Annotated in this window: 23 protein-coding genes; 15 read left to right on the forward strand and 8 right to left on the reverse strand. The window is 72.7% G+C overall.

Annotated features, from left to right (window positions below; all coding sequences use genetic code 11):
- Window position 1: 1 nt before the first annotated feature.
- From JT362_RS00585 to JT362_RS00595, 3 genes are all read right to left on the reverse strand, one after another.
- Entirely contained in the window at window positions 2-1,291 is a 1,290-nt protein-coding gene (locus JT362_RS00585) for an ABC transporter substrate-binding protein (RefSeq protein WP_260188972.1), read from the reverse strand.
- Window positions 1,292-1,379: 88 nt separating this feature from the next.
- On the reverse strand, window positions 1,380-2,381 hold the full coding sequence (locus tag JT362_RS00590) for a LacI family DNA-binding transcriptional regulator (RefSeq protein ID WP_260188973.1): 1,002 nt from the start codon (window positions 2,379-2,381) through the stop codon (window positions 1,380-1,382).
- Between the two features lie 43 nt (window positions 2,382-2,424).
- Entirely contained in the window at window positions 2,425-3,117 is a 693-nt protein-coding gene (locus tag JT362_RS00595) for a hypothetical protein (protein ID WP_260188974.1), read from the reverse strand.
- Between the two features lie 38 nt (window positions 3,118-3,155).
- Between JT362_RS00595 and JT362_RS00600 the strand changes: the two genes are divergently transcribed.
- The 5 genes from JT362_RS00600 to ribA are packed head-to-tail and all read left to right on the forward strand — an operon-like array spanning window position 3,156 to window position 7,274.
- Window positions 3,156-4,130 carry a zinc-dependent alcohol dehydrogenase gene (locus JT362_RS00600; RefSeq protein ID WP_260188975.1) on the forward strand — a complete coding sequence of 325 codons (975 nt, stop codon included), beginning with the start codon at window positions 3,156-3,158 and terminating at the stop codon, window positions 4,128-4,130.
- A 21-nt stretch (window positions 4,131-4,151) separates the two neighbouring features.
- The gene (locus JT362_RS00605; RefSeq protein ID WP_260188976.1) at window positions 4,152-4,550 is read left to right on the forward strand and encodes a 6-pyruvoyl trahydropterin synthase family protein; all 399 of its coding nucleotides are present in this window, start codon (window positions 4,152-4,154) and stop codon (window positions 4,548-4,550) included.
- Window positions 4,547-5,599, forward strand: coding sequence for a glycosyltransferase family 4 protein (locus JT362_RS00610; RefSeq protein WP_260188977.1), 1,053 nt, complete (start codon window positions 4,547-4,549; stop codon window positions 5,597-5,599). The genes JT362_RS00605 and JT362_RS00610 overlap by 4 nt, the downstream gene beginning before the upstream one ends.
- Window positions 5,596-6,549, forward strand: a complete 954-nt coding sequence (locus JT362_RS00615) for a lysylphosphatidylglycerol synthase transmembrane domain-containing protein (protein ID WP_260188978.1) — start codon at window positions 5,596-5,598, stop codon at window positions 6,547-6,549. The genes JT362_RS00610 and JT362_RS00615 overlap by 4 nt, the downstream gene beginning before the upstream one ends.
- Window positions 6,546-7,274 carry a GTP cyclohydrolase II gene (gene ribA, locus JT362_RS00620; RefSeq protein WP_260188979.1) on the forward strand — a complete coding sequence of 243 codons (729 nt, stop codon included), beginning with the start codon at window positions 6,546-6,548 and terminating at the stop codon, window positions 7,272-7,274. Before JT362_RS00615 ends, ribA begins: the two co-directional genes overlap by 4 nt.
- Here the strand turns inward: ribA and JT362_RS00625 are convergent.
- Window positions 7,157-7,870, reverse strand: coding sequence for a creatininase family protein (locus JT362_RS00625; RefSeq protein ID WP_260188980.1), 714 nt, complete (start codon window positions 7,868-7,870; stop codon window positions 7,157-7,159). The two genes, ribA and JT362_RS00625, sit on opposite strands and share 118 nt — an antisense overlap.
- A gap of 91 nt (window positions 7,871-7,961) precedes the next feature.
- Between JT362_RS00625 and JT362_RS00630 the strand changes: the two genes are divergently transcribed.
- Together JT362_RS00630 and JT362_RS00635 are read left to right on the forward strand one after the other, a co-directional pair.
- Window positions 7,962-8,813, forward strand: a complete 852-nt coding sequence (locus tag JT362_RS00630) for a helix-turn-helix domain-containing protein (RefSeq protein WP_260188981.1) — start codon at window positions 7,962-7,964, stop codon at window positions 8,811-8,813.
- 99 nt (window positions 8,814-8,912) lie between these two features.
- Window positions 8,913-9,950, forward strand: a complete 1,038-nt coding sequence (locus JT362_RS00635; RefSeq protein WP_260188982.1) for an aldo/keto reductase — start codon at window positions 8,913-8,915, stop codon at window positions 9,948-9,950.
- Window positions 9,951-9,962: 12 nt separating this feature from the next.
- On the opposite strand, the gene JT362_RS00640 is transcribed toward JT362_RS00635, so the two are convergent.
- From JT362_RS00640 to JT362_RS00650, 3 genes are read right to left on the reverse strand one after another with little or no spacing between them, the layout of a single operon-like run.
- Window positions 9,963-11,111, reverse strand: a complete 1,149-nt coding sequence (locus tag JT362_RS00640) for a metallophosphoesterase (protein WP_260188983.1) — start codon at window positions 11,109-11,111, stop codon at window positions 9,963-9,965.
- Entirely contained in the window at window positions 11,111-11,872 is a 762-nt protein-coding gene (locus JT362_RS00645; protein ID WP_260188984.1) for a DeoR/GlpR family DNA-binding transcription regulator, read from the reverse strand. The genes JT362_RS00640 and JT362_RS00645 overlap by 1 nt, the downstream gene beginning before the upstream one ends.
- A 30-nt stretch (window positions 11,873-11,902) precedes the next feature.
- Window positions 11,903-12,379, reverse strand: coding sequence for an SRPBCC family protein (locus JT362_RS00650; RefSeq protein WP_260188985.1), 477 nt, complete (start codon window positions 12,377-12,379; stop codon window positions 11,903-11,905).
- Between the two features lie 85 nt (window positions 12,380-12,464).
- On the opposite strand from JT362_RS00650, the gene JT362_RS00655 reads away from it, so the two are divergent.
- From JT362_RS00655 to JT362_RS00665, 3 genes are all read left to right on the forward strand, one after another.
- The gene (locus JT362_RS00655; protein WP_260188986.1) at window positions 12,465-13,076 is read left to right on the forward strand and encodes a DUF2238 domain-containing protein; all 612 of its coding nucleotides are present in this window, start codon (window positions 12,465-12,467) and stop codon (window positions 13,074-13,076) included.
- Window positions 13,073-13,597, forward strand: coding sequence for a G/U mismatch-specific DNA glycosylase (gene mug, locus JT362_RS00660; RefSeq protein ID WP_260188987.1), 525 nt, complete (start codon window positions 13,073-13,075; stop codon window positions 13,595-13,597). Before JT362_RS00655 ends, mug begins: the two co-directional genes overlap by 4 nt.
- 143 nt (window positions 13,598-13,740) lie before the next feature.
- Window positions 13,741-14,232 carry a DUF4383 domain-containing protein gene (locus JT362_RS00665; protein ID WP_260188988.1) on the forward strand — a complete coding sequence of 164 codons (492 nt, stop codon included), beginning with the start codon at window positions 13,741-13,743 and terminating at the stop codon, window positions 14,230-14,232.
- A gap of 3 nt (window positions 14,233-14,235) precedes the next feature.
- On the opposite strand, the gene JT362_RS00670 is transcribed toward JT362_RS00665, so the two are convergent.
- Window positions 14,236-15,420, reverse strand: a complete 1,185-nt coding sequence (locus tag JT362_RS00670; RefSeq protein ID WP_260188989.1) for an ROK family transcriptional regulator — start codon at window positions 15,418-15,420, stop codon at window positions 14,236-14,238.
- Between the two features lie 200 nt (window positions 15,421-15,620).
- Here JT362_RS00670 and JT362_RS00675 point away from each other — a divergent pair, with 200 nt between their 5' ends.
- The 5 genes from JT362_RS00675 to JT362_RS00695 all read left to right on the forward strand — a co-directional run bounded on the left by JT362_RS00675 (window position 15,621) and on the right by JT362_RS00695 (window position 21,139).
- A complete protein-coding gene (locus JT362_RS00675; RefSeq protein ID WP_260188990.1) occupies window positions 15,621-17,111 on the forward strand; it encodes a sugar ABC transporter ATP-binding protein in 1,491 nt (496 codons plus the stop codon).
- A 77-nt stretch (window positions 17,112-17,188) separates the two neighbouring features.
- Complete coding sequence (locus JT362_RS00680; protein ID WP_260189015.1) at window positions 17,189-18,118, forward strand: ABC transporter permease; 930 nt, start codon at window positions 17,189-17,191, stop codon at window positions 18,116-18,118.
- Window positions 18,115-19,092, forward strand: coding sequence for an ABC transporter permease (locus tag JT362_RS00685; protein WP_260188991.1), 978 nt, complete (start codon window positions 18,115-18,117; stop codon window positions 19,090-19,092). Before JT362_RS00680 ends, JT362_RS00685 begins: the two co-directional genes overlap by 4 nt.
- Window positions 19,093-19,100: 8 nt before the next feature.
- On the forward strand, window positions 19,101-20,285 hold the full coding sequence (locus JT362_RS00690) for an ABC transporter substrate-binding protein (RefSeq protein ID WP_260188992.1): 1,185 nt from the start codon (window positions 19,101-19,103) through the stop codon (window positions 20,283-20,285).
- Window positions 20,282-21,139, forward strand: coding sequence for a sugar phosphate isomerase/epimerase family protein (locus tag JT362_RS00695; RefSeq protein WP_260188993.1), 858 nt, complete (start codon window positions 20,282-20,284; stop codon window positions 21,137-21,139). The genes JT362_RS00690 and JT362_RS00695 overlap by 4 nt, the downstream gene beginning before the upstream one ends.
- The last annotated feature ends 29 nt before the right edge of the window (window positions 21,140-21,168 follow it).

Raw genomic sequence — 21,168 nt, forward strand, 5'->3', positions numbered from 1 at the left:
CTCAGGAGCCGATGCCGTCGACGTGCTGCTGGTAGGGGTCGGCCAGCTCGTCGAGGACCTCGTCCGGGGACGCGCTGCCGTTGATCAGCTTCTGCGTCGCGGAGACCAGTACGTCGTAGTAGCCGGGCACCGGCCAGTCCGGGTAGTAGGCGAGACCGTCGCGCTCGACGAGGGTCTGGTAGTCCTCGATCAGCGTCCTGCTCTTCGGGTCGGTGATCGCCTCCGGGTCGGCGGCCACCGGGATGCCGCCGGAGTTGCCGAGCAGCTCCTGGTTCGCCTGCCGCATGGTGATGTCGATGAAGTCGTAGGCGAGCTCCTTGTTCGGCGAGTTCTCCGGCACGACCCAGAGGTTTCCGCTGGAGCCGAGCGTCAGGTCGCTGCCGGGGAACAGGAACGTGCCCCACTCGAAGTCGGTGACCGTGGACTGGACGCGGCCGTACCACCAGCTGCCGGACACCATCATCGGGAACTCGCCGGCCATGAACGACGTCCCCATGCTCTCGGCGTCGATGCCGGCGGCGTCGGAGTCGAGGTAGCCCTTCGCCACCCAGTCGGCGAAGGTCTCCGCGCCGTGGGTCCACGCTTCGTCGTGGAAGTCGACGTCACCGGTGTACTGCTGGAAGTCCCGGACCCACTCGGTGTCCGCCTCGGTCAGCGCCAGCTGGTAGAGCAGCTGTTGGGCCGGGTACTCCTTGCCGCCCACCGCGAGCGGCGTCACTCCTTTTCGGACGAACGCGTCCATGGCGGCGGTCAGCTCGCCGAACGTCGTCGGCACCGCGATTCCGTGCGCGGCGAACAGGTCGGCGTTGTAGTAGACCATCGTGTACTCGGCGTAGTTCGGCACGCCGTACCAGCGGTCGCCGCCCATCACGCCGCGCTCGTCGTACTGGCAGGTGGTGCGCAGGCCGGGGGAGAGCAGGTCGTCCCAGCCGCGTTCGGCGACCTCGGCGGAGATGTCGGTGAGCAGGCCCTGCCTGGACAGCAGGCCGGCGGTGGCGTTGCCCTTGTTGTACTCCATGAGGTCGGGTGCCTCGTCGGAGTTGAGCACCATCTGGGCGTTCTGCTGGATCTGTTCGAAGCCCTTCTCCTCGAACTCCACCGTGATGCCCTCGTGCGTGCGTTCGAACTCCTCGATGGCCTTGGCCCAGGCGACGCCCATCGCGCTGTCCGGGCCCTCGTAGTGCCAGAGCGTGAGCACGTTGCCCGCGCCCGCGTCGTCGTCGCCACCGCAGGCGGTGAGGACCGTCGCGCCGGCGACCAGGGCCGCCACGAGTCGTGCTGGCTTGAACATCGTTGTTCCTCCAACCAGTGGGGATTCGGTCGATCATCGAATCGCTTCGACGATGTGCCGCTGGGAGGTGCGTTGTTGAGTTGTCGGACTACCGGGAGCGGGTGGAGTCCCGGACGGTGAGTCGGGCGTCGATCAGGGTGGCGTCGGGGACGGGGTCGCCGGCGAGCTTGGCCATCAGCAGGCCGACCGCCTGCCGGCCGACCTCCTCGGCGGGGATCGAGACGGACGTGAGTGCTGGCATGGCGTGCTCGGCGAGTTCGTCCGGGCAGATCGCCACGACGGACAGGTCGTCGGGAACCGAGCGCCCGGCCTCCCGGAACGCGGCGAGCACCGGCCCGATCAGCGGTTCGTTGTGCACGACGACGCCGGTGAGGTCCGGGTGCTCCCGCAGCAACTCGGACACCACCCGGTGCGCCGCCGCCGAGGTCGCCTCGCACGGGTGCACGCTCGCCGCGACCCCGTGCCGGGCGGCGGCGTCGGTGAACCCGGCGGTGGTGCGGGTGGCGAACCCGGTGCCCCGCGCGTACACCTCCGGTGGCGACCCGATCAACGCGACCCGCCGGTGCCCCAGCTCCGCCAGGTGGTCCACACAGGCCGCACCGGCGGCGGTGAAGTCCAGGTCGATGCAGGTGAGCCCGTCCGCGTCGGCCGGGAACCCGATCAGCACGGACGGCAGCCGCAGCTCCCGCAGCACGGGCACCCGCTCGTCCCGCAGCTCCACGTCCATCACGATGATCGCGTCGACCAACGAGGTACCGGCGACCCGCCGCAACCCGCCGACCCCCTCGTTCTGGGTCAGCAGCAACACGTCGTGGTCGTGCTCCCGGGCCGCGATGACCACCGAGGTGGCGAACCGCATGATGACCGGAACGTGGATCCCGGTCCGCAGCGGCACGACGAGCGCGACCACGTTGGAGCGGTTGCTGGCGAGCGCACGGGCGCCGGCGTGCGGCTGGTAGCCGAGAACCTCGATGCTGCGCAGGACCCGCTGACGGGTCCGCTCGGTGATCGACCGCTTGCCACTGAGGACGTACGAGACGGTGCTCGGGGCCACCCCCGCGTGTCGCGCCACGTCCTCGATCTTCGCCACGTCGCCGCCTTCTGGCCGAAGTGTCGAACCGCTTCGACGGATGCTAGCCGGTGCGCCCCGCGCTGGGCAACGCCTCACCGCCGACAGGTCGCGGTGTCCACGCGCGGGGCAGCCGCACGAACGCGGCGGCCAGGCTCACGAGGACCGTGGCGGCGAACGTGGCGGGCATGATCCAGGCGACGCCCAGCGCTCCGAAGGCGCTACCGGCGCCGACCCCGACCAGCGTGCCGACCGTCGCGCACACCGCCGCCCGCCGGATCCAGCCGGGCTCACCGCCCCGGGCCCGCCGCCACAGCAGGCCCGCGCCGGCGACCACGAGGACCGCCGCCGCGCTCGTCACCAGGACCATGAGGAACGCCTGGGCCACCCCCGCCCTCGGCTCCTCCGTCACCCCGGTGGGCCCGGTGATCGCCGTGACCTCGTTGTCGAACAGCGTCACCGTCGCCGGCACGTCGTGGCCGCCCCAGGGGACGCCGATCCGGTCGGCGGCCTCGGGAGTGAGAACCGCGTCGCCGGTACCCGACAACGTCAGCGAAAGCACGACGTCTCCCTCGGCACGGTCGTCGAACCTGTCGACCCGGACCTCGGCTGTTCGGAGACAATCCGGGGCGGGACTCGCCGCCGGGCACGGTTGCGCGAAGGTGCGTGCCCACAGGGTCGTCACGGGTCCGCCCCACAGGACCACGCCGAACAGGGCCAGGACGACCATGGCGCCGGCACCACGTACGGCTCGCATGAGGTGCGATTCTAGATCCACGAGGCGGAGGGAGTTCCATGGCGGACCACGCGTTCTGGCTGGCCGAACCGGGCCGGGGGGAGATCCGACCGGTCGACGTGCCGCCACCCGGCCCCGGCGAGGTCCTCGTCCGTACCCGGTACTCCGCGGTCAGCCGAGGCACCGAGACCCTCGTGTTCCGCGGCGACGTCCCGGAGAGCCAGCACGGGATCATGCGCGCCCCCTTCCAGGACGGCGACTTCCCCGCCCCGGTCAAGTACGGCTACCTCAACGTCGGCGTCGTCGAGGACGGACCGGCCGAACTGCGCGGGCGCACCGTCTTCTGCCTGTACCCGCACCAGACCCGCTACGTCGTCCCGGCCACCGCGGTCACCGTCGTGCCGGACACCGTGCCGGCCGAACGCGCCGTGCTCGCCGGCACGGTGGAGACCGCCGTCAACGCCGCCTGGGACGCCGCGCCGCTGGTCGGGGACCGGATCGCGGTCGTCGGTGCCGGGATGGTCGGCGCGTCGGTCGCTGCCGTGCTCGCCGGAATGCCGGCAGCGCGGGTCCAACTGGTCGACGTCGACCCGGGCCGGGCCGCGCTCGCCGCCGCCCTTGGCGTCGAGTTCGCCACCCCCGACCAGGCCCGGGACGGCTGTGACCTCGTCGTGCACGCCAGCGCGTCGGAGGCCGGGCTCGCCCGCTCGCTCGACCTGCTCGCGCCAGAGGGTGTCCTGGTCGAGCTGAGCTGGTACGGCGACCGGCGGGTGCGGGTGCCGCTGGGGGAGTGGTTCCACTCCCACCGGCTCACCCTGCGCGCCAGCCAGGTCGGCACCGTCTCGCCGAACCAGCGCGGCCGCCGCGGGTACGCCGAGCGGCTGGCCGTCGCCATGGACCTGCTCGCCGACGACACCTTCGACGCACTGGTCACCGGCGAGTGCCGCTTCACCGAGCTCCCGGACCTGCTGCCCCGGCTGAACAAGATTGAACTGAGTGCCCTCTGCGTGCGTGTTAGCTACGACAGCACCTGACCGACACCAGGGAGGCGCCGGGTGTTCAGCCTCACCGTCCGGGACCACATGATGGTCGCGCACAGCTTCACCGGCGAGGTGTTCGGCCCCGCGCAACGGCTGCACGGCGCCACCTTCGTCGTCGACGCCACGTTCCGCCGGGCCGAACTCGACCGGGACAACCTCGTCGTCGACATCGGACTCGCGACCGCGCGGCTGGGGGAGGTCCTCGGTGCCCTCAACTACCGCAACCTCGACGAGCTGCCGGAGTTCGCGGGCGTCAACACCTCCACCGAGTTCCTCGCCAAGCACGTCGCCGACCGGCTCGCCGAGCGGGTCCACGACGGACAGCTGGGCGACGGCGCCCGCGGGCTGGCGGAGATCGAGGTGACGCTGCACGAGTCGCACGTCGCCTCCGCGAGCTACCGGCGGCTGTTGTGACCGACTTCCTCCTGCCCGCCGACGTGGACGACGTGTCGTTCGCCAGCGGCGGCAACACCTACGACCGGCGGATGTGCGCGGTCCTCGGCCTGCGCCAGGTCCCGGTCGCCGGCACCTGGCCCACTCCCGACACGGCCGCCAGCGCCGCGCTGGACCGGGCCCTCGCCGACGTGCCGGACGGCGACGTCGTGCTGGTCGACGGCCTCGTCGCCTGCGGGGTCCCGGCGGTCGTCGTCCCGCACGCGCGGCGGCTGCGGCTCGCGGTCCTGCTGCACCTCCCGCTCGGCGACGAGACCGGGCTCACCTCCGACCGCGCCGCCGAACTGGACGCGCTGGAGCGGGAGACGCTGCGCGAAGCGTTCGCCGTGGTCGCGACCAGCCCGTGGGCCCGCCGCAGGCTGATCGGCCTGCACCGGCTCGATCCCGACCGCGTGCACGTCGTCGAGCCCGGCACCGACCCGGCCCCGCGCGCCGCCGGCGGTGACGGCTCGAGGCTCCTCTGCCTGGCCTCGGTCACCCCGCGCAAGGGTCACGACCTGCTCGCCGAGGCTCTCGCCGAGGTCGCCGACCTGCCGTGGACCTGCGCATGCGTCGGCTCGGTGCGCCGCGACCCCGCGCACGTCGACGAGGTCCGCGCCCTCATCGACCGGCACGGCCTCACCGGCCGGATGACCCTCACCGGCCCGCTCCCCGACGCCGAGCTGGAGCGGTCGTTCAGCGAGACCGACCTGCTCGTGCTGCCCTCCCGCCGCGAGACCTACGGCATGGTCGTCACCGAGGCCCTGGCCCGCGGCATCCCGGTGCTGACCACCGCCGTCGACGCGCTCCCGGACACCCTCGGCCAGGCACCCGGCGGCGGCGTCCCCGGCATCCTCGTCCCGCCGGGCGACGCCCCCGCCCTCGCCGAGGCGCTGCGCCGCTGGCTCACCGAGCCCCGGCTGCGCGACCGGCTCCGCGAACGCGCGCTCAAACGCGAGCTCGACGACTGGGACACCGCCGCCACCCGGCTGGCCGACGTGCTCGACCGGATGCGGGGTGAGCCCTGGTGACCGCCGTCCTTGACCGGCTCGTACCGGTCGTCGAGGCCCCCGCCGCCGACCCGAAACGCCTGTGGGCGTGGGCGAAACTGCTCGTCGGCGTCGGGATCGTCGCCGCGCTGGTCTGGAAGGTCGGCGCCGACGGGTTCGTCGACGGCCTGCGGGTGATCTCCGCCGCCGAGGTGGCCGCCGCGCTCGCGATCGGGCTCGCCACCACCGTGCTCTGCGCGTGGCGCTGGTCCCTGGTCGCCCGCCGGCTCGGCCTTCGGCTGCCACTGCCCCGCGCGGTCGGCGACTACTACCGCGCGCTGTTCCTGAACTCCGTGCTGCCCGCCGGCGTACTCGGCGACGTGCAGCGCGCGGTGCGGCACGGCCGGGAGTCGGGCGACCTGGGCGCCGGCGTGCGCGCGGTCGTCCTCGAACGGATGGCCGGCCAGGCCGTGGTGATCGCCGCCGGCGTGGTGGTCCTGCTGATGTCCCCGGCCCGCGACGTCGGCCTGGTCGTGCTGGCCGCGGCCGCGGTGGTCGTGGCCGGCTACCTCGCCGCCCGCCGCTGGACCGGCACCGGCTCCCGCTGGCGCCGCACCATCGACGACGTGCGCACGGGGCTGCTGGCGCGCGACGCGTGGCCAGGCGTGGCGCTGCTGTCCGCGCTGGCGCTCGCCGGGCACGGGACGCTGTTCGTGATCGCGATGCGCGCGGCCGGCGCCACCCAGTCGCTGGAGCAGCTGCTGCCGATCGTCGTGGTCGCGCTGCTCGCGATGGGCCTGCCGGTCAACGTCGGAGGCTGGGGTCCGCGCGAGGGCGTGACCGCGCTGATGTTCGCCGCGGCCGGGCTCGGCGCCGCGCAGGGCCTGACCGCCGCGGTGGCGTACGGGCTGCTCGGGCTGGTCGCCAGCCTGCCGGGCGCGCTGCTGCTGGTTCGACGGGGTTCGACGGGTTCACGGGAGATGGTCGCATGACTGGACTGGCCGACATCGGGCGGCAGAACACGATCGTTCGGGCCGGTGAGACCCGGTTGCCGACCAGGTACGGGGAGTTCCGTGCGGTCGGCTACCTCGACCGGCACGGCGACGAGCACCTGGCGGTGGTGCACGGCGACGTGACCGGGTTCGCCCCGCTCACCCGGGTGCACTCGGAGTGCCTGACCGGCGACGTGTTCGCCTCCACCCGCTGCGAGTGCGGCGAGCAGCTCTCCGCCGCGCTGCGCGAGATCGCGACGGCCGGCGCCGGCCTGGTGATCTACCTCAAGGGCCACGAGGGCCGCGGCATCGGCCTGGTCGCCAAGCTCAAGGCCATGCGCCTGCAGGAGGAGGGCCTGGACACCGTCGAGGCGAACGTGGCGCTCGGTCTGCCCGTCGACGCACGCAGCTTCGACGCCGCCGCCGAGATCCTCGACGACCTCGGAGTGGCCGAGATCCGCCTCCTGTCGAACAACCCGAGGAAGGTGGAGTCGTTGCGGGCCAAGGGCATCCGCATCACCGAACGGGTTCCCCTGCTGGTCGAGCCGTGCCAGGAGAACCTCGCCTACCTGTCGACGAAGCGGGAGCGCCTCGGCCACCACCTGCCTCAGCTGTCCAGCGCCGCCACCACGTCCGCGAAGGAGGCGGCCAGACTCGTCAGCGCACCCCTGCCCTTCGCCGCCGACGCGAGGGACGGCCGCCCGATCACGCCGGACGCGGTGTAGGCGGCCAGCCCGCGGGTCAGGAACCGCTCCCGGTCGTCGGCGAGGTGGTCGTGCTCGGCGTAGTCGGGCCGGACCAGCGACGGGTGCGCGTGCAGCAGGATCGAGGTCTCCAGCTCGCCCGCGTGCATGTCGCTGACCGAGGTCAGTTCGACCCCGCCGTCCCGGCGCGCGGCTGCCCAGTCGTTCTCGGTGGGGAACAGCGCCATCTTGTGCCCGCGCGCGCTCGCCTCCTGCACGACGTTGCCGAGCACGTAGTTCCCGCCGTGCCCGCTGACCACCACGAGCTTGCGAATCCCCTGCGTGCGCAACGACTCCGCGACCTCGGTGACGATCGCGTGCAGCGTGGTCGCCGAGATGCTCACCGTGCCCCGCCAGGCCGCGTGCTCGTGCGAGCACGAGATCGTCACCGGCGGCAGCTGCAACACGTCATGGCGCTCCGCGACCGCCCGCGCCACCGTCACCGCGATCACGGTGTCGGTGGCCAGCGGCAGGATCGCCCCGTGCTGCTCGAAGCTCCCGACGGGCAACAGCGCGATCTCGGCGTCCCGCACCCGCTCCTCGACTGAGGTGGCGGTGGGCAGCAGGTAGTCGGTCATGGTCGTCGACTATGGCCCGACCGGCACCTCCTGGCGAGTGCCGCGCCTCACGGGGACCGCACGAGGGCGGTCGAATACTGGCGGAGTGGCGGTGCGGGAACCGGGTGGGCGCTATCTGCGGCATCGGGAGCACCGGTGGCCCGGTCTCGGACTGGAGCTGGCGCGGTGGCGGGCGGGGCCGGCGACCGAGGGTCTGTGCCACGTGCCGGAGCACCTGTTGTTCGTCACCCTCGGCGGCCACACGGCGCGTACGGAGGCGCGGATCGAGAACGGTCACCGGTACGCCGGCGCCGACTTCCCCGGAGCGGTCACGTTCATCCCGGCCGACCGGCGCCGGGTGGCGTGGCACGGGCGCGGGGTGATCGACTACGTGACCATCCGGCTCGATCCGGCCGGGCTGCCGGCCGAGGTCGAGCCGGAGCGGGTCGAGTTCACCGGGTTCACCAACGGCCCCGATCCGCTGGTCCGCCAGCTCGCGCTGGCGCTGCGGGCCGAGGCGGCCGACGGCGGCGTCGCCGGGCAGCTGTTCGTCGACAACGTCGCCGCCACCCTCGCACTGCACCTGGTCCGCCGTTACTCCAACCTCGCCGACCACCCCCCAGCGTCGGCACCGGGACTCGCCGGTGCGCGGCTGCACCGGGTGATCGAGCACATCGCCGCCCACCTCGCCGGCGATCTGCGGCTCGTGCGGCTCGCGGAGGTGGCCGGAATGGACCGGTACCAGTTCAGCCGCGCGTTCAAACAGGCGACGGGGACCGCGCCGCACCGGTACGTGGTCGAGCGTCGGGTGCACCGCGCCACCGAACTCCTCGCGCGCACCGACCTGCCGATCGCGGAGATCGCGGTCGCCGTCGGGATGTCCAGCCAGAGCCACCTGACCACGGTGTTCCGCCGCACGGTCGGCGACACCCCGCTGGCGTACCGGAAGGCGCGGCGGGGCTGACGCACGATTCCGCAACGGCGGCCACGAATCTGGAAGACGTTCCGCGCACTCCCTCGCGACGATCACGGCGTTCCGAGATCGAGACCGAGGGAGTCGACGATGTCCGACCACAACCAACCGGCCCGGCCGGCCCGCCGCACGGTGATCAAGGCGGCCGGAGCGGGCGCGGTGCTCGCGGCGACGGCCGCGGCGAGCACCACACCCGCCGCCGCCACCCCGCACGGCAGGCTGCTCACCAGGAGGATCCCGAGCACCGGCGAGCGGGTGCCGGCGGTCGGACTCGGCACGTTCATGACGTTCGACCAGTGGCCGTCCGAGCCTCGGACGGCGATCCGGGAGGTGTTCCGCCGGTTCTGGACCGGCGGCGGACGGGTCGTCGACACCTCGCCGCTGTACGGGCTGTCGGAGGGGAACATCGGCGAGTTCAGCCGGGACCTCGGCGTCAACCGCGCCATGTTCTGCGCGAACAAGCTGTGGACGACCGGGCCCTTCCTGAACGACGACAGCCACGCCGTCGCGCAGCGGGACCAGTCGTTCACCCGGCTGGACCGCGAGCGGCTCGACGTCGTGCAGGTGCACAGCCTGACCGCCGTGGAGATGCACCTCCCGATCCTGCGGCGGTGGAAGGCCGAGGGGAGGATCCGGATGCTGGGCGTCACCCACCACGACCCGATGTACTTCCCGATCCTCGAGCACTGGATCCGCACCGGCGACCTCGACTTCGTCCAGGTGCACTACTCGATCCAGATGCGGGAGGCCGAGAAGCGACTGCTGCCGCTCGCCGCCGACCACGGCACCGCGGTCCTGGTGAACATGCCCCTGGAGAAGGCCCGGTTGCACGACATCGTCCACGGCCGCCGGCTGCCCAAGGTGGCCGAGGAGATCGGGGCCGAGTCGTGGGCGCAGTTCTTCCTCAAGTACGTGCTCGCGCATCCCGCGGTGACCGCGGTCCTGCCGGCCACCACCAACCCCGACCACGTGGTCGACAACCTGGGCGCCATGCGCGGACCGCTGCCGGACCGCCGGGCGCGACGGGACATGATCCGGGAGATGGAGCTGGTGGACGGGTTCCGCGAGCTCCAGTCGCGACCGTGGTACCCCGGCAAGACGTTCGACGGGCAGGTGAGGTTGGGCTGAGCTTGGTGGACGTCAGCCGGAGCGCAGGGTCAGCAGGCTGATCTCGCTCGGTGCGAAGACCCGGAGCGGCGGACCCCAGAACCCGGCGCCGCGGGTGGTGTACAGCTGGGTGCGGTCGCCGTGCCGGGTGAGGCCGTGGACCGTGGGCTGGTCGACGCGGACCAGGTAGTGGAACGGCCAGATCTGGCCGCCGTGGGTGTGCCCGGACACCTGCAGGTCGACCCGGCCCGCGGTCTGGGCGACCTGGCGGGGCTGGTGGGCCAGCAGCAGCACCGGCAGGTCCTCGTCGGCGCCGGTGAGCGCGGCGGTCAGGTCGGCGTCGTGGCCCGGTTCGCCGGACGCGCGGGCGGTGTCGTCGTCGATGCCGGCCACGACGAGCCGGTCGCCGCCGCGTTCGACGGTGACGTGCCGGTTGTGCAGCGGCTCCCAGCCCAGCTCGCGCATGTGGTCGAGCCAGCCCTGGGCCTCGCCGAAGTACTCGTGGTTGCCGGTGACGTACACGCGGGCGAGCCTTGCGCGGATCTCGCCGAGCGGTGCCGCCTGCGCACGCCGCTGCTCCACGGTCCCGTCGGCGATGTCGCCGGCGTGGCAGACGATGTCCGGGTCGAGCGCGGTGACCGACGCGGCGGTCCGCCGCGACCAGCGCGTCCGGTCGATCGGGCCGTAGTGGGTGTCGGCCAGCAGCACGACGCGCGTGCCGTCCAGGCCGGGCCCGAGGCGCGGGATCCGCACGTCCACCCGCCGCACCCGGGGCACCCGCATCGCCTCGGTGACGCCCCAGGCGACGAGCACGGCGGTCACGGCGACCACCGCGATCGTCACCGGCCGGGCCGCGCCGTCGACGCCGGCGAGCGCGAGCACGCCCCGCGCCAGCAGCCCGAGCACCGACCAGGCGAACAGCACCCAGGCCACGCCGAGCATCGCGTCGCCGACGCGGGCCGCGCGGTCGTCGCCTCGGCCGTGGCCGAGCATCATCAGCCACGGCAGCGCGACCACGCAGGCGGCGAACAGCACCGTGCCGGCCGCGACCACGCCGCCGGGCCAGCCGGGGCCGAACGCCACGAGCGTGGCCCACGGCACGCCGAACAGCAGCAGTACCGCTGCGACCAGGACCCCGACGAACCCGCGGCGGGCCCGCGCCCGCTGTTCGGTCCGCGTCATCAGGCGAGCACCACGCGGGGTCCGGCGGCGGCGATCTCGTCCATCGTCTTGCTGTCCACGCCGTTGTCGACGATCACCGTGTCGATGTCGCGCAGTTCGGCGAAACGGGTGAAGTAGTCGTTGCCGACCTTGGTGTGGTCGGCGAGCAGCACGACGCGCCTGCTGCTCGCGATCGCCGCGCGCTTGATCATCGCCTCCGCGGTGTCCGGTGTGGTCAGACCGCGCTCGGCGGAGATGCCGTTGGTTGCGATGAACGCGACGTCCACGAACGTCTCGTGCAGTGCCTGCAGGGCCCACGAGTCGACGGTGGCGAGCGTGCGGCTGCGCAGCCGGCCGCCGACCAGCATGATCGTCAGGTTGGGCCGGGCGGACAGGCTCAGCGCGATGTTCACCGAGTGCGTGACGACGGTCAGCTCGCGGTCGGTCGGCAGCTCGTCGGCGAGCCGGGCGGTGGTGGAGCCGGCGTCGAGCAGGATGCTGCCCTCGTCCGGCAGCTCGGCGAGCGCGGCCTTGGCGATCCGGGTCTTCTCGGCCGTCATCACGCTCTCGCGGGTGGCGAGCGCCGGCTCGAACCCGAGCCGCTCCACCGGGATCGCGCCGCCGTGCACCCGGCGCAGCACACCGTGCCGCTCCAGGATCGTGAGGTCCCGGCGGATGGTCTCGGTGGTGACGGCGAACTCGTCGGCCAGCGCGGTGACGTCGACCCGACCGCGGGCACGCGCGCGTTCGAGGATCACCTGCTGACGTTCCTCGGCATACACGTGCCGATTGTACGGTCCGATCGTGCGGAGTCAGGCGGCCACGGCGGTCTCGGCGCGCGCCTTGACCGCGGCGAGCGTGTGCTCGATCGAGTGGGCGTTGTAGCCGGGGCGGTCCTGCCGGCCGGTGACCCTCGGGCCCATGAACCGCCGGATGAACCAGTTCCCGACGCGGTACCAGTGCTCGGTGAGCCGGCAGCCGGCCGCGGTCGGGGTGATCTCGTAGGCCCACCGCGACACCCGAACCCCGAACGGCGTGCGCACGTCGAACGCGAACCACCGCCCCGGTTCGCACCCCACCACCCGGACCCTGGTCCACCACTGCCGCTCGCCGTTGCGGTTGGTGCCGCGGAACCGGGCGCCGAGCGCGGGCCCGGTCGCGCCGCCGACCCACTCGCCGCCGACGTTCTCCGGACTCAGCTCACCCATCCGCGGCAGGTCGGTGACGAGCGCCCAGACCGTGTCCTGGTCGGCGGCCACGTCCACACCGCGCGAGATGGTCGGCTCCACACCGTCGACGGTAACCACCGCCGCCGGCACGGGACAACGCCCGCGAACGAGGTGCGCACGCACGAAGAGCCCTACGCTGATCAGGGTGACCACCGTCTCCCGCCGTGAGGGCTCCCTGCTCGTCGCGGCGGTCGTCGTGGTGCTGGCGTGGACCGGGATCGCGTCGCGGAGCCTCGGCACCTGGGCGCTCGAGGTGGTCTGGGTGTTCGCGGGCCTGGCGCTCGTGCTGGCGTACCGACGGCGGTTCCCGCTGACCCGCCTGGTGTGCTGGCTGCTGGTCGGACACGCGATCGTGCTCTGCTACGGCGGCCAGTACACCTACGCCGAGACCCCGCTCGGCGAGTGGTTCCAGGACCTGCTCGACACCGACCGCAACAACTACGACCGGTTCGCGCACGTCGTCCAGGGGTTCGTGCCGGCGCTGCTGGTGCGCGAGCTGCTGCTGCGGCTCACCCCGCTGCGCCAAGGCGGCTGGACGTTCACGCTGACCACGACGGTGTGCGTGTCGGTCAGCGTCGGCTTCGAGCTGGTGGAGTGGGCGGCCGCGCTCGTCCTCGGTGCGGGCGCGGACGACTTCCTCGGCATGCAGGGCGACCAGTGGGACACCCAGTGGGACATGTTCCTGTGCCTGTGCGGCGCGCTGGCGGCCCAGCTGCTCCTGCGCCGCGTACACGACCGCCAGCTGGGGCCGAGGTGACGGATCTCGAGTGGGCCCGCGACCGGACCATCCCGGACGTCGTCGGGCCGGGCCTGGACGTGCTGTTCTGCGGAATCAACCCCGGCCTGTACTCGGCGGCCACCGGGCACCACTTCGCCCGCCCGGGCAACCGGTTCTGGCCCGCCCTGCACCGCTCCGGCTTCACGCCGAGGCTGTTCCACCCGTCCGAGCAGGAGGCCCTGCTGCCGCTGGGGCTCGGCGTCACCAACATCGCCGCCCGCGCCACAGCCCGCGCCGACGAGCTGACCCGCGACGAGCTCCGCACCGGCGCGGCGACGCTGACCGCGCTGGTGGAGCGGTACGCGCCCCGGGTCGTCGCGGTCGTCGGGATCACCGCGTACCGCACGGCGTTCGACCGCCCCAAGGCCGTGATCGGTCCGCAGCCGGAGCGGATCGCCGCCGCCCGCCTGTGGGTACTGCCGAACCCGAGCGGTCTCAACGCCCACTACCAACCGGCCGCGCTCGCGGCGGCGTTCCGGGAGCTCCGCGAATCACTCTGAGCGCTTCTGGAACGGTGCAGGCCCCCGAAACGTCGGTATGGGTGGGCGTGGTGCCCCGGGCGGGGGCCGTGGAGCTGGTTTGATCAAGGCCCTGACGGGGAAGCCCGCCGCACCGATGATCAACCGGAGTGGGGAGGTAGCCGATGAGGGAGCAGACCGGACGGCTCGTGGTCGCGGTGATCGCGGTGGTGTTCGTGGTGGCGGGGGTGTTCGGGCTGGCGCGGGGTGTCGGCTTCGGCCTGAACCACGTGGTGCACCTGGGTTTCGGGCTGGCCGGGCTCGCGGTCGTGCGCAGCGCGCGCGGTTCGCGGCGGTACCTCATCGGCGGCGGCGTGCTCTACGTGCTGTGGCACTACGGCGCGGTCACCGTCCTGTCCAGCGGGTCGGCCGGCGCGCTGAACACCACGAACGACTGGCTGAATCTCTGGTTCGCGGCGAGCATGATCGCGCTCGCCTGCGTCGTCGGCGACCGGCCCGAGCCGGCGCACCGGGCCAGGGAACTCGACCGGGGCGAGGAGTCGGACCGGTGGCGCCGTACCCGTGCCGCGGTGTCGAGCCCGAGCGCGCGGCCCCGCCGGCCGCGTCCGGCCGCCGGCAACCGGCCCCGGCTGGCGGGGGCGTTCAGCGGGCGCTGACCCTCACGCCAGTTCGCGGTCCAGCACGGTGGGGGACAGGGCGTGCCGCACGACCATCGCGGCCGCACCGAGCACGCCCGCGTTCGCCCCGGCCTGGGACGGGACGATGCGCAGGTGTTCGGTCGCCAGCGGGAGCGAGCGGCGGTAGATCGCCTCGCGGACACCGGCGAGCAGCATCTCGCCCGCCTGGGCCAGTGAGCCGCCGACGACGATCAGCGAGGGGTTGAACAGGCTCACGCTCGCGGCCAGCACCTCGCCGATGTCCCGGCCGGCCTGCCGCACCTGCTGGCCGGCGGCGAGGTTGCCGGCGTGCACGAGCGCGACCACGTCGGCGCTGGTGGTGGCCTCGATGCCGGCCGAGCGGAGCTTCGCGGCCACGGCGGTTCCGCTGGCCACCGCCTCCAGGCAGCCGCTGTTGCCGCAGCGGCAGGGCACGTCGCCCGCGCTCGGCGCCAGGATGTGGCCGAGGTCGCCGGCCGCGCCGACGTCGCCGCGGTGCAGCCTGCCGTTGCTGATCAGGCCGGAGCCGATGCCGGTGGCGACCTTGACGAAGATCATGTTCTGCTCGGCCGGGAAGCCCCGCGCGTGCTCGCCGAGCGCCATCAGGTTGACCTCGTTGTCGACCAGCACCGACACCGGGAACTCCGTACGCACTTTCGCCGGCACGTCGTAGCCGTTCCAGCCGGGCATGATCGGCGGATGGGTCGGCTTGCCGGTCGAGTGCTCGACCGGGCCGGGCAGGCCGATCCCGGCTCCGGCGACCGGTGCGGTCAGCCCGTGTTCGGTCACCAGCCGCCGCCAGGTCTCGGTGAGCAACCCGAGCACGGCGTCCGGGCCGTCGTCGATGTCCAGGGCCAGTTTCTCGGTGACCAGCGGCTCGCCGGTGAGGTCGGTGACCGCGACCGTCGCGTGCGTGGCGCCGACGTCGGCGGCCAGCGCCAGCCGCGCACCGGCGTTGAACACGAACCGGCTGGCCGGCCGCCCGCCGGTGGTGGCGGCGTTGCCCCCGTCGGAGACGAGCCCGGCGTCCATCAGCGCGTCGAGCCGGGACCGCACGGTCGAGCGGGCCAGTCCGGTCTCGAGGGCCAGCTCAGCGCGGGTGCGGGCCTGGCCGTCCCGAAGCAGGCGAAGCAGCTCGCCTGGCGACGTTGAACCAAGCGGTGCGGTGGTGATCTGCCCGTCCTGCATCCACCAATTAAACCCAACTCGCGCACTTCTGCCATCCGAAACCGCTGTTCCACGGGTTGACCGTCGCAAATGGTCGGACCACTACCCGGCTTTTGATTGACATTCGCCATAAGTACGGTTTACGTTCGCCGTATGTCTGTGACCCACCTAACAGGCTGTGGCCACCACTGGTCGGACCTGTGCGCGCGGGAGGTGAGCGGGTGACCAGTGCGGTTCGGCTTGCCGGCATCACCAAGTCGTTCCTCGGGGTCACCGTCCTGCGCGACGTCGACCTCGAGCTGCGTGCCGGCGAGGTGCACGCGCTGATGGGGGAGAACGGCGCCGGCAAGTCCACCCTGCTCAAGGTGCTCGCCGGCGTGCACCGCCAGGACGCGGGCACCGTCGAGATCGACGGGGTCGCGCACACCTTCGCCGGCCCCGCCGACGCCCAGCGCGCCGGCATCGCGATCATCCACCAGGAGTTCACGCTCCTGCCGCACCGCAGCGTCGCCGAGAACGTCCACCTCGGCCGCGAGCCGGTCCGGCGGCTGCGGGTCGACCGGCGCCGCATGGTCCGCGAGACCCGGGAGCTGCTCGACTGGCTCGGCGAGGACGGCATCGACCCGACCGCCGCGGTGTCCACCCTCTCGGTCGCGCAACGCCAGGTCGTCGAGATCGTCAAGGCGCTCGCCACCGACGCCCGCGTGCTCGCCATGGACGAGCCGACCGCCGCACTCGCCGACCACGAGGTCGAACTGCTCTACGACCTGGTGCGTCGCCTGCGGGAGCGCGGCATCGCGATCCTCTACGTCTCCCACCGGATGCGGGAGGTGTTCGACCTGTCCGACCGGATCACCGTGCTCAAGGACGGCGCGTTCGTCGCCTCCGCCCCGACCGCCGACCTCACCTCCGAGGACCTGGTCCGGCACATGGTCGGCCGCGAGCTGAGCACCCTCTACCCGGACCGGGCCGCCCCCGACGAGCTCGGCGCGGTCCGGCTCGACCTCACCGACGCCGGCAACGCCCGCGTCCGCGACGTGACCCTCGCGGTCCGCGCGGGCGAGATCGTGGGCCTCGCCGGACTCCAGGGCGCCGGCCGCTCGGCGATCGCCCGCGCGGTGTTCGGCGTCCAGCCGTTCACCCGGGGCACGCTCGCGATCGACGGCGTGCCACGGCGGATCACCAGCCCGCGCGGGGCGGTGCGCCACGGGATCGCGTTCGTCACCGAGGACCGCAAGGGCGAGGGGCTCGCGTTGCGCCAGTCGGTACGGGACAACGCGTTGCTGGTGCGCCGCTCCGCGCTCCGCGGGCGACGGTCCCGCGTCGCCGACGACCTGCGGGCGCTGCTCGACTCGGTCAACGTCGTCTCCCGGGGTGAACACCAGGAGGTCCGGTTCCTCTCCGGCGGCAACCAGCAGAAGGTCGTGCTGGCCAAGTGGCTCGCGGTCGACCCGAAGGTGCTGATCGTCGACGAGCCGACCCGGGGCATCGACGTCGGCGCCAAACAGGCCGTGCACCACCTGCTGCGCGAGCTCGCCCGCCGCGGCGTCGCGATCCTGATGATCTCCTCCGAACTCCCCGAGCTGATCGGCATGAGCGACCGGATCGTCGTCATGCACGACGGCACCCCCGCTGGCGAACTCCCGGCCGGCGCGAGCGAGGCCGCCGTGATGGGTCTGGCCACCGGGCACGAGGTGGGCGAGGTCGCGTGACGGTGCAGGAGAAGCCCTTACCGGTCCGGGCGACGCCGCCCGAGCCGCGCACCCGCCGGTTCGCGCTCACCCCGACGGTGATCGTCTACCTCGCGCTCGTGGTGCTGCTGATCGTCGGCAGCGTGCTGGTCGGCCTGCGCGGGGGAGTGCTGCTCGACCAGGCGGGCCTGCTGAACATCTTCACCCGCGCCACCGCGCTCGGCCTGGTCGCGATCGGTCAGACCATCGTGATCCTCACCGGCTCGCTGGACCTGTCGGTGGCCTACCTGGTCGGCCTCACCTCGCTGGTCGCCGCCGAGACGATGGCCGGGCAGGACGGCATGATCGTGCCCGGCGTGCTGCTCGCGCTCGCCGTGGCCGCGGTCGTCGGGCTGGTCAACGGCCTGGTCATCACCGTGCTCAAGGCCAACGCGTTCATCGCGACCCTCGGCGTCGCGCTGATCCTGCGCGGCTACCTCGAGCACAACTACACCGGCCCGGCCGGCGACGTGCCGCGCACGTTCCAGCACCTCGGCTACGACCGGATCGGGCCGATCCCGGTCGCCGCGCTGCTCATGCTCGCGATCGCCGCGGCCTGCTGGTGGTTCCTCACCCGTTCCCGGCCCGGGTACCACGTCTACGCCGTGGGCGGCGACATCGAGGTCGCCCGCCTTTCGGGGGTACGGACCCGGCGGACCATCCTCACCGCCCACGTGCTGTGCTCGGTGGCCGCCGGGTTCGCCGGGATCTACCTGGCCAGCCGGCTCGGCTCCGGCGCCCCCTACGTCGGCACGGACGCCGTGTTCGACCTGGAGTCGATCGCCGCGGTGGTGCTCGGCGGCACCCTGCTCGCCGGCGGGCGCGGCGGCGTCGTCGGCACGATCGGCGGCGTGTTCATCCTGGCCACGCTGGACACGACCTTCGACGCGCTCGCGGTCGACCCGTTCTTCAAGGACGTGGTCCGCGGCGTCGTGCTGATCACCGCGGTCGCGCTCTACGCCCGGCGCATGGTTGGGAGGTCGCCATGAGGCTCCGCCTCGCCGAGGGCACGGCGCCGGTGCTGGTCGTGCTCGTCGCGCTGCTGGTCGGGCTGGCGATCGCCGGGCCCGCGTACGACTCGGTCGAGGGGTACCTGGCGCTGCTCAAACGGGCCGCGCCGCTGATGATCCTCGCGATCGGGCAGTACTTCGTGATCGTCTCCGGCGGGTTCGACCTGTCGGTGGGCGCGCTGGTCACCGCCGGCGTGGTGATCGCGGCCAGGATGATCGACGGCCAGGAGTCCGCGACCGCCTGGGTGATCCTGCTCGTGCTCGCGTTCGGTCTGCTGGTCGGCCTGGTCAACGGGCTGATCGCGACGAAGCTGCTGGTGCCGTCGTTCATCGTCACCCTCGGCATGCTGCTGGTACTCGACGGCGCGGTGTTCCTGTGGACCGGCGGCGCCCCGCGCGGCGCGCTGTCCGAGGGTTTCCGCCAGTTCGGTCGCGGCTCGGTGGACGTGCCGGTGCTCGGCGAGGTGCCGTACTCGGTGCTGATCCTGCTGGTGATCCTCGTCGCCGCCGCGCTGTTCATGCGCAGCGGCACCGGGCGGGCGCTGGTCGCGACCGGCGACAACGACCAGGCCGTCAGCCTCTCCGGCGGCCGGGTCGACCGGCTGCGGCTGCTGGCGTTCGTGCTCTCCGGCGTGCTCGCCGCGGTCGCCGCGATCCTGCTCGGCGGGTTCGCCGGCGTGTCCGCCCAGGTCGGCGAGGGGCTGGAGTTCCGCGCGATCACCGCCGTCGTACTCGGCGGCGTGCTGCTCGGCGGCGGCCGCGGCTCGGTGGTCGCCGCCACCGCGGGCGCGCTGTCGCTGGAGGCGCTGTTCACCCTGCTCAACCTGCTCGGCGTGGCCGGCGCGCTGGAGTCGGCCGTGCAGGGCGTGATCATCATCGCCGCCGTCGCCTACGCCGCGCTCGGCCCCCGAACCCGATTCCGCACGTCCAGACAGCCAGCACCGACCCAGTAGAGGTATCAATGACGATCACCAGGAAACTAGCCGCGGCCGTGGCGGCGGCCGCGCTCGTGCTCGCCGGCTGCTCCAGCGAGCTGCCCGCGGAGGACCCGCCGGCGGGCGGCGACACCTCGGCACCGGACGCGACCCAGTCGGAGTTCTTCGACCAGGCCGAGTACGAGCGCCAGCTCGGCTTCCGCGACGCGCAGCCGCTGGGACCGGCGGACAAGCCGTGGGAGCAGATGATCCAGCCGGAGATGGTCGACACCACCCAGTACAAGAAGGCGGGCGGGAACTACCACCTCTGCTTCTCCAACGCCGCGGTGAACAACCCGTGGCGGCAGGTCGGGTTCACCACCATGCAGGAGGAGGTGAAGCTGCACCCGGAGATCACGAAGTTCACCGTGCTCGACGCGGAGGCCAAGGACGACAAGCAGATCAGCGACATCCAGTCGTTGGCCGGACAGAACTGCGACGCGATCATCATCTCGCCGAACACCACCGCGACGCTCACCCCGGCGGTCGAGGCCGCGTGCGAGGCCGGAGCGCCGGTGATCGTGTTCGACCGGGGCGTGAACACCGACTGCCCGGTGACGTTCATCCACCCGATCGGCGGCTTCGCGTTCGGGGCCAACGGCGCCGAGTTCCTCACCGAGGAGGTCGACGCCGGCGGCAAGATCCTCGCACTGCGCATCCTGCCCGGCGTGGACGTGCTCGAGCAGCGCTGGGCCGCCGCGAACGAGATCTTCTCCGAGAGCGACCTGGACATCGTCGGCGTGGAGTTCACCGACGGCGACGCCGCCAAGACCAAGAGCATCGTCGCCGACTACATCCAGCGCGAGGGCCAGATCGACGGCGTGTGGATGGACGCCGGCGCCACCGCGGTAGCCGCGGTCGAGGCGTTCCAGGACAACGGCGTCGAGGTCCCTGCGTTCGTCGGCGAGGACCAGCAGGACTTCCTGCGCATGTGGGTCGACGAGGGCCTGACCGCGGTCGCGCCGACGTACCCGACCTACCAGTGGCGCACCCCGGTCATCGCGGCGCTCAAGATCCTCAACGGCGAGGAGGTGCCCAGCGAGTGGGTGCTGCCCCAGCCGGTCGTCACCCAGTCCGACGTCGACCAGTACGTCGCCGAGGACATGCCGCCCCTGCACTACGCCATGTGCGGCTGCGAGGACATGCCCGGCTACCCGGAGCCGTGGAAGTGAGCGTTCATCCGGTCGGGGTCAACACGTGGGTGTGGACCTCGCCGCTCACCGACGCGGTGCTTGCGGAACTGGCCGTCCGGGTCAAGGGGTGGGGGTTCGACGTGCTCGAACTCCCGATGGAGAACCCGGGGGACTGGACGCCGGCCGAGGCCGCGCGGGTGCTGCGTGACCTCGGCCTGGGCGCCACCGTGTGCCTGGTGATGCCACCGGGGCGGGAGCTGGTCCGGGCGGACGCGGCCACCGTCAAGTCCACCCAGGACTACCTGTACCGGGTGGTCGACGCCGCCGCGGCGGTCGGCTCGGGTGTGATCGCCGGGCCGGCGTACGCGTCGGTCGGGCGGACCTGGCGGATGTCGGACGTCGAGCGGGCGTCGGCCTACGCGGAGCTGCGGGAGAACCTCGCCCCGGTCGCCGCGTACGCCGGCACCGCGGGGGTCACGATCGCCGTGGAGCCGCTGAACCGGTACGAGACCAGCGTGCTCAACACGCTCGGCCAGACCATCGAGGCGATCGCCGACCTGCCGCACTGCGGGGTCGCGATCGACGTCTACCACCAGAACATCGAGGAGGCCGACCTCACCGGAGCCATCCGCGCCTCGGCCGGCCGGATCGCGCACGTCCAGGTGTGCGGCAACGACCGAGGCGCACCCGGCGCCGACCACCTCGACTGGCCGGGCATCCTCGCCGCCGTCGACGACGCCGGGTACCTCGGCCCGCTGTGCATCGAGTCGTTCACCGGTGAGAACGCCACCATCGCGACCGCCGCGTCGATCTGGCGGCCGCTGGCCCCGACCCAGGACGACCTCGCCCGCACCGGGCTGGCCCACCTGCGGGAGGTGATGCGCGGCAGCTGAACCCGCTCGGAGAACACACGGCGCCGGCA

Origin of the sequence: Actinophytocola gossypii (assembly GCF_025165815.1) — a bacterium.
Classification (GTDB): Bacteria; Actinomycetota; Actinomycetes; order Mycobacteriales; family Pseudonocardiaceae; genus Actinophytocola; species Actinophytocola gossypii.

Bases quoted from the DNA above. Each gene is read 5' to 3' on its own strand.
- JT362_RS00585 (WP_260188972.1), bottom strand. From the start codon at position 1,291: ATGTTCAAGCCAGCACGACTCGTGGCGGCCCTGGTCGCCGGCGCGACG.
- JT362_RS00595 (WP_260188974.1), bottom strand. From the start codon at position 3,117: ATGCGAGCCGTACGTGGTGCCGGCGCCATGGTCGTCCTGGCCCTGTTC.
- JT362_RS00600 (WP_260188975.1), top strand. From the start codon at position 3,156: ATGGCGGACCACGCGTTCTGGCTGGCCGAACCGGGCCGGGGGGAGATC.
- ribA (WP_260188979.1), top strand. From the start codon at position 6,546: ATGACTGGACTGGCCGACATCGGGCGGCAGAACACGATCGTTCGGGCC.
- JT362_RS00625 (WP_260188980.1), bottom strand. From the start codon at position 7,870: ATGACCGACTACCTGCTGCCCACCGCCACCTCAGTCGAGGAGCGGGTG.
- JT362_RS00635 (WP_260188982.1), top strand. From the start codon at position 8,913: ATGTCCGACCACAACCAACCGGCCCGGCCGGCCCGCCGCACGGTGATC.
- JT362_RS00640 (WP_260188983.1), bottom strand. From the start codon at position 11,111: ATGACGCGGACCGAACAGCGGGCGCGGGCCCGCCGCGGGTTCGTCGGG.
- JT362_RS00665 (WP_260188988.1), top strand. From the start codon at position 13,741: ATGAGGGAGCAGACCGGACGGCTCGTGGTCGCGGTGATCGCGGTGGTG.
- JT362_RS00670 (WP_260188989.1), bottom strand. From the start codon at position 15,420: ATGCAGGACGGGCAGATCACCACCGCACCGCTTGGTTCAACGTCGCCA.
- JT362_RS00685 (WP_260188991.1), top strand. From the start codon at position 18,115: ATGAGGCTCCGCCTCGCCGAGGGCACGGCGCCGGTGCTGGTCGTGCTC.
- JT362_RS00690 (WP_260188992.1), top strand. From the start codon at position 19,101: ATGACGATCACCAGGAAACTAGCCGCGGCCGTGGCGGCGGCCGCGCTC.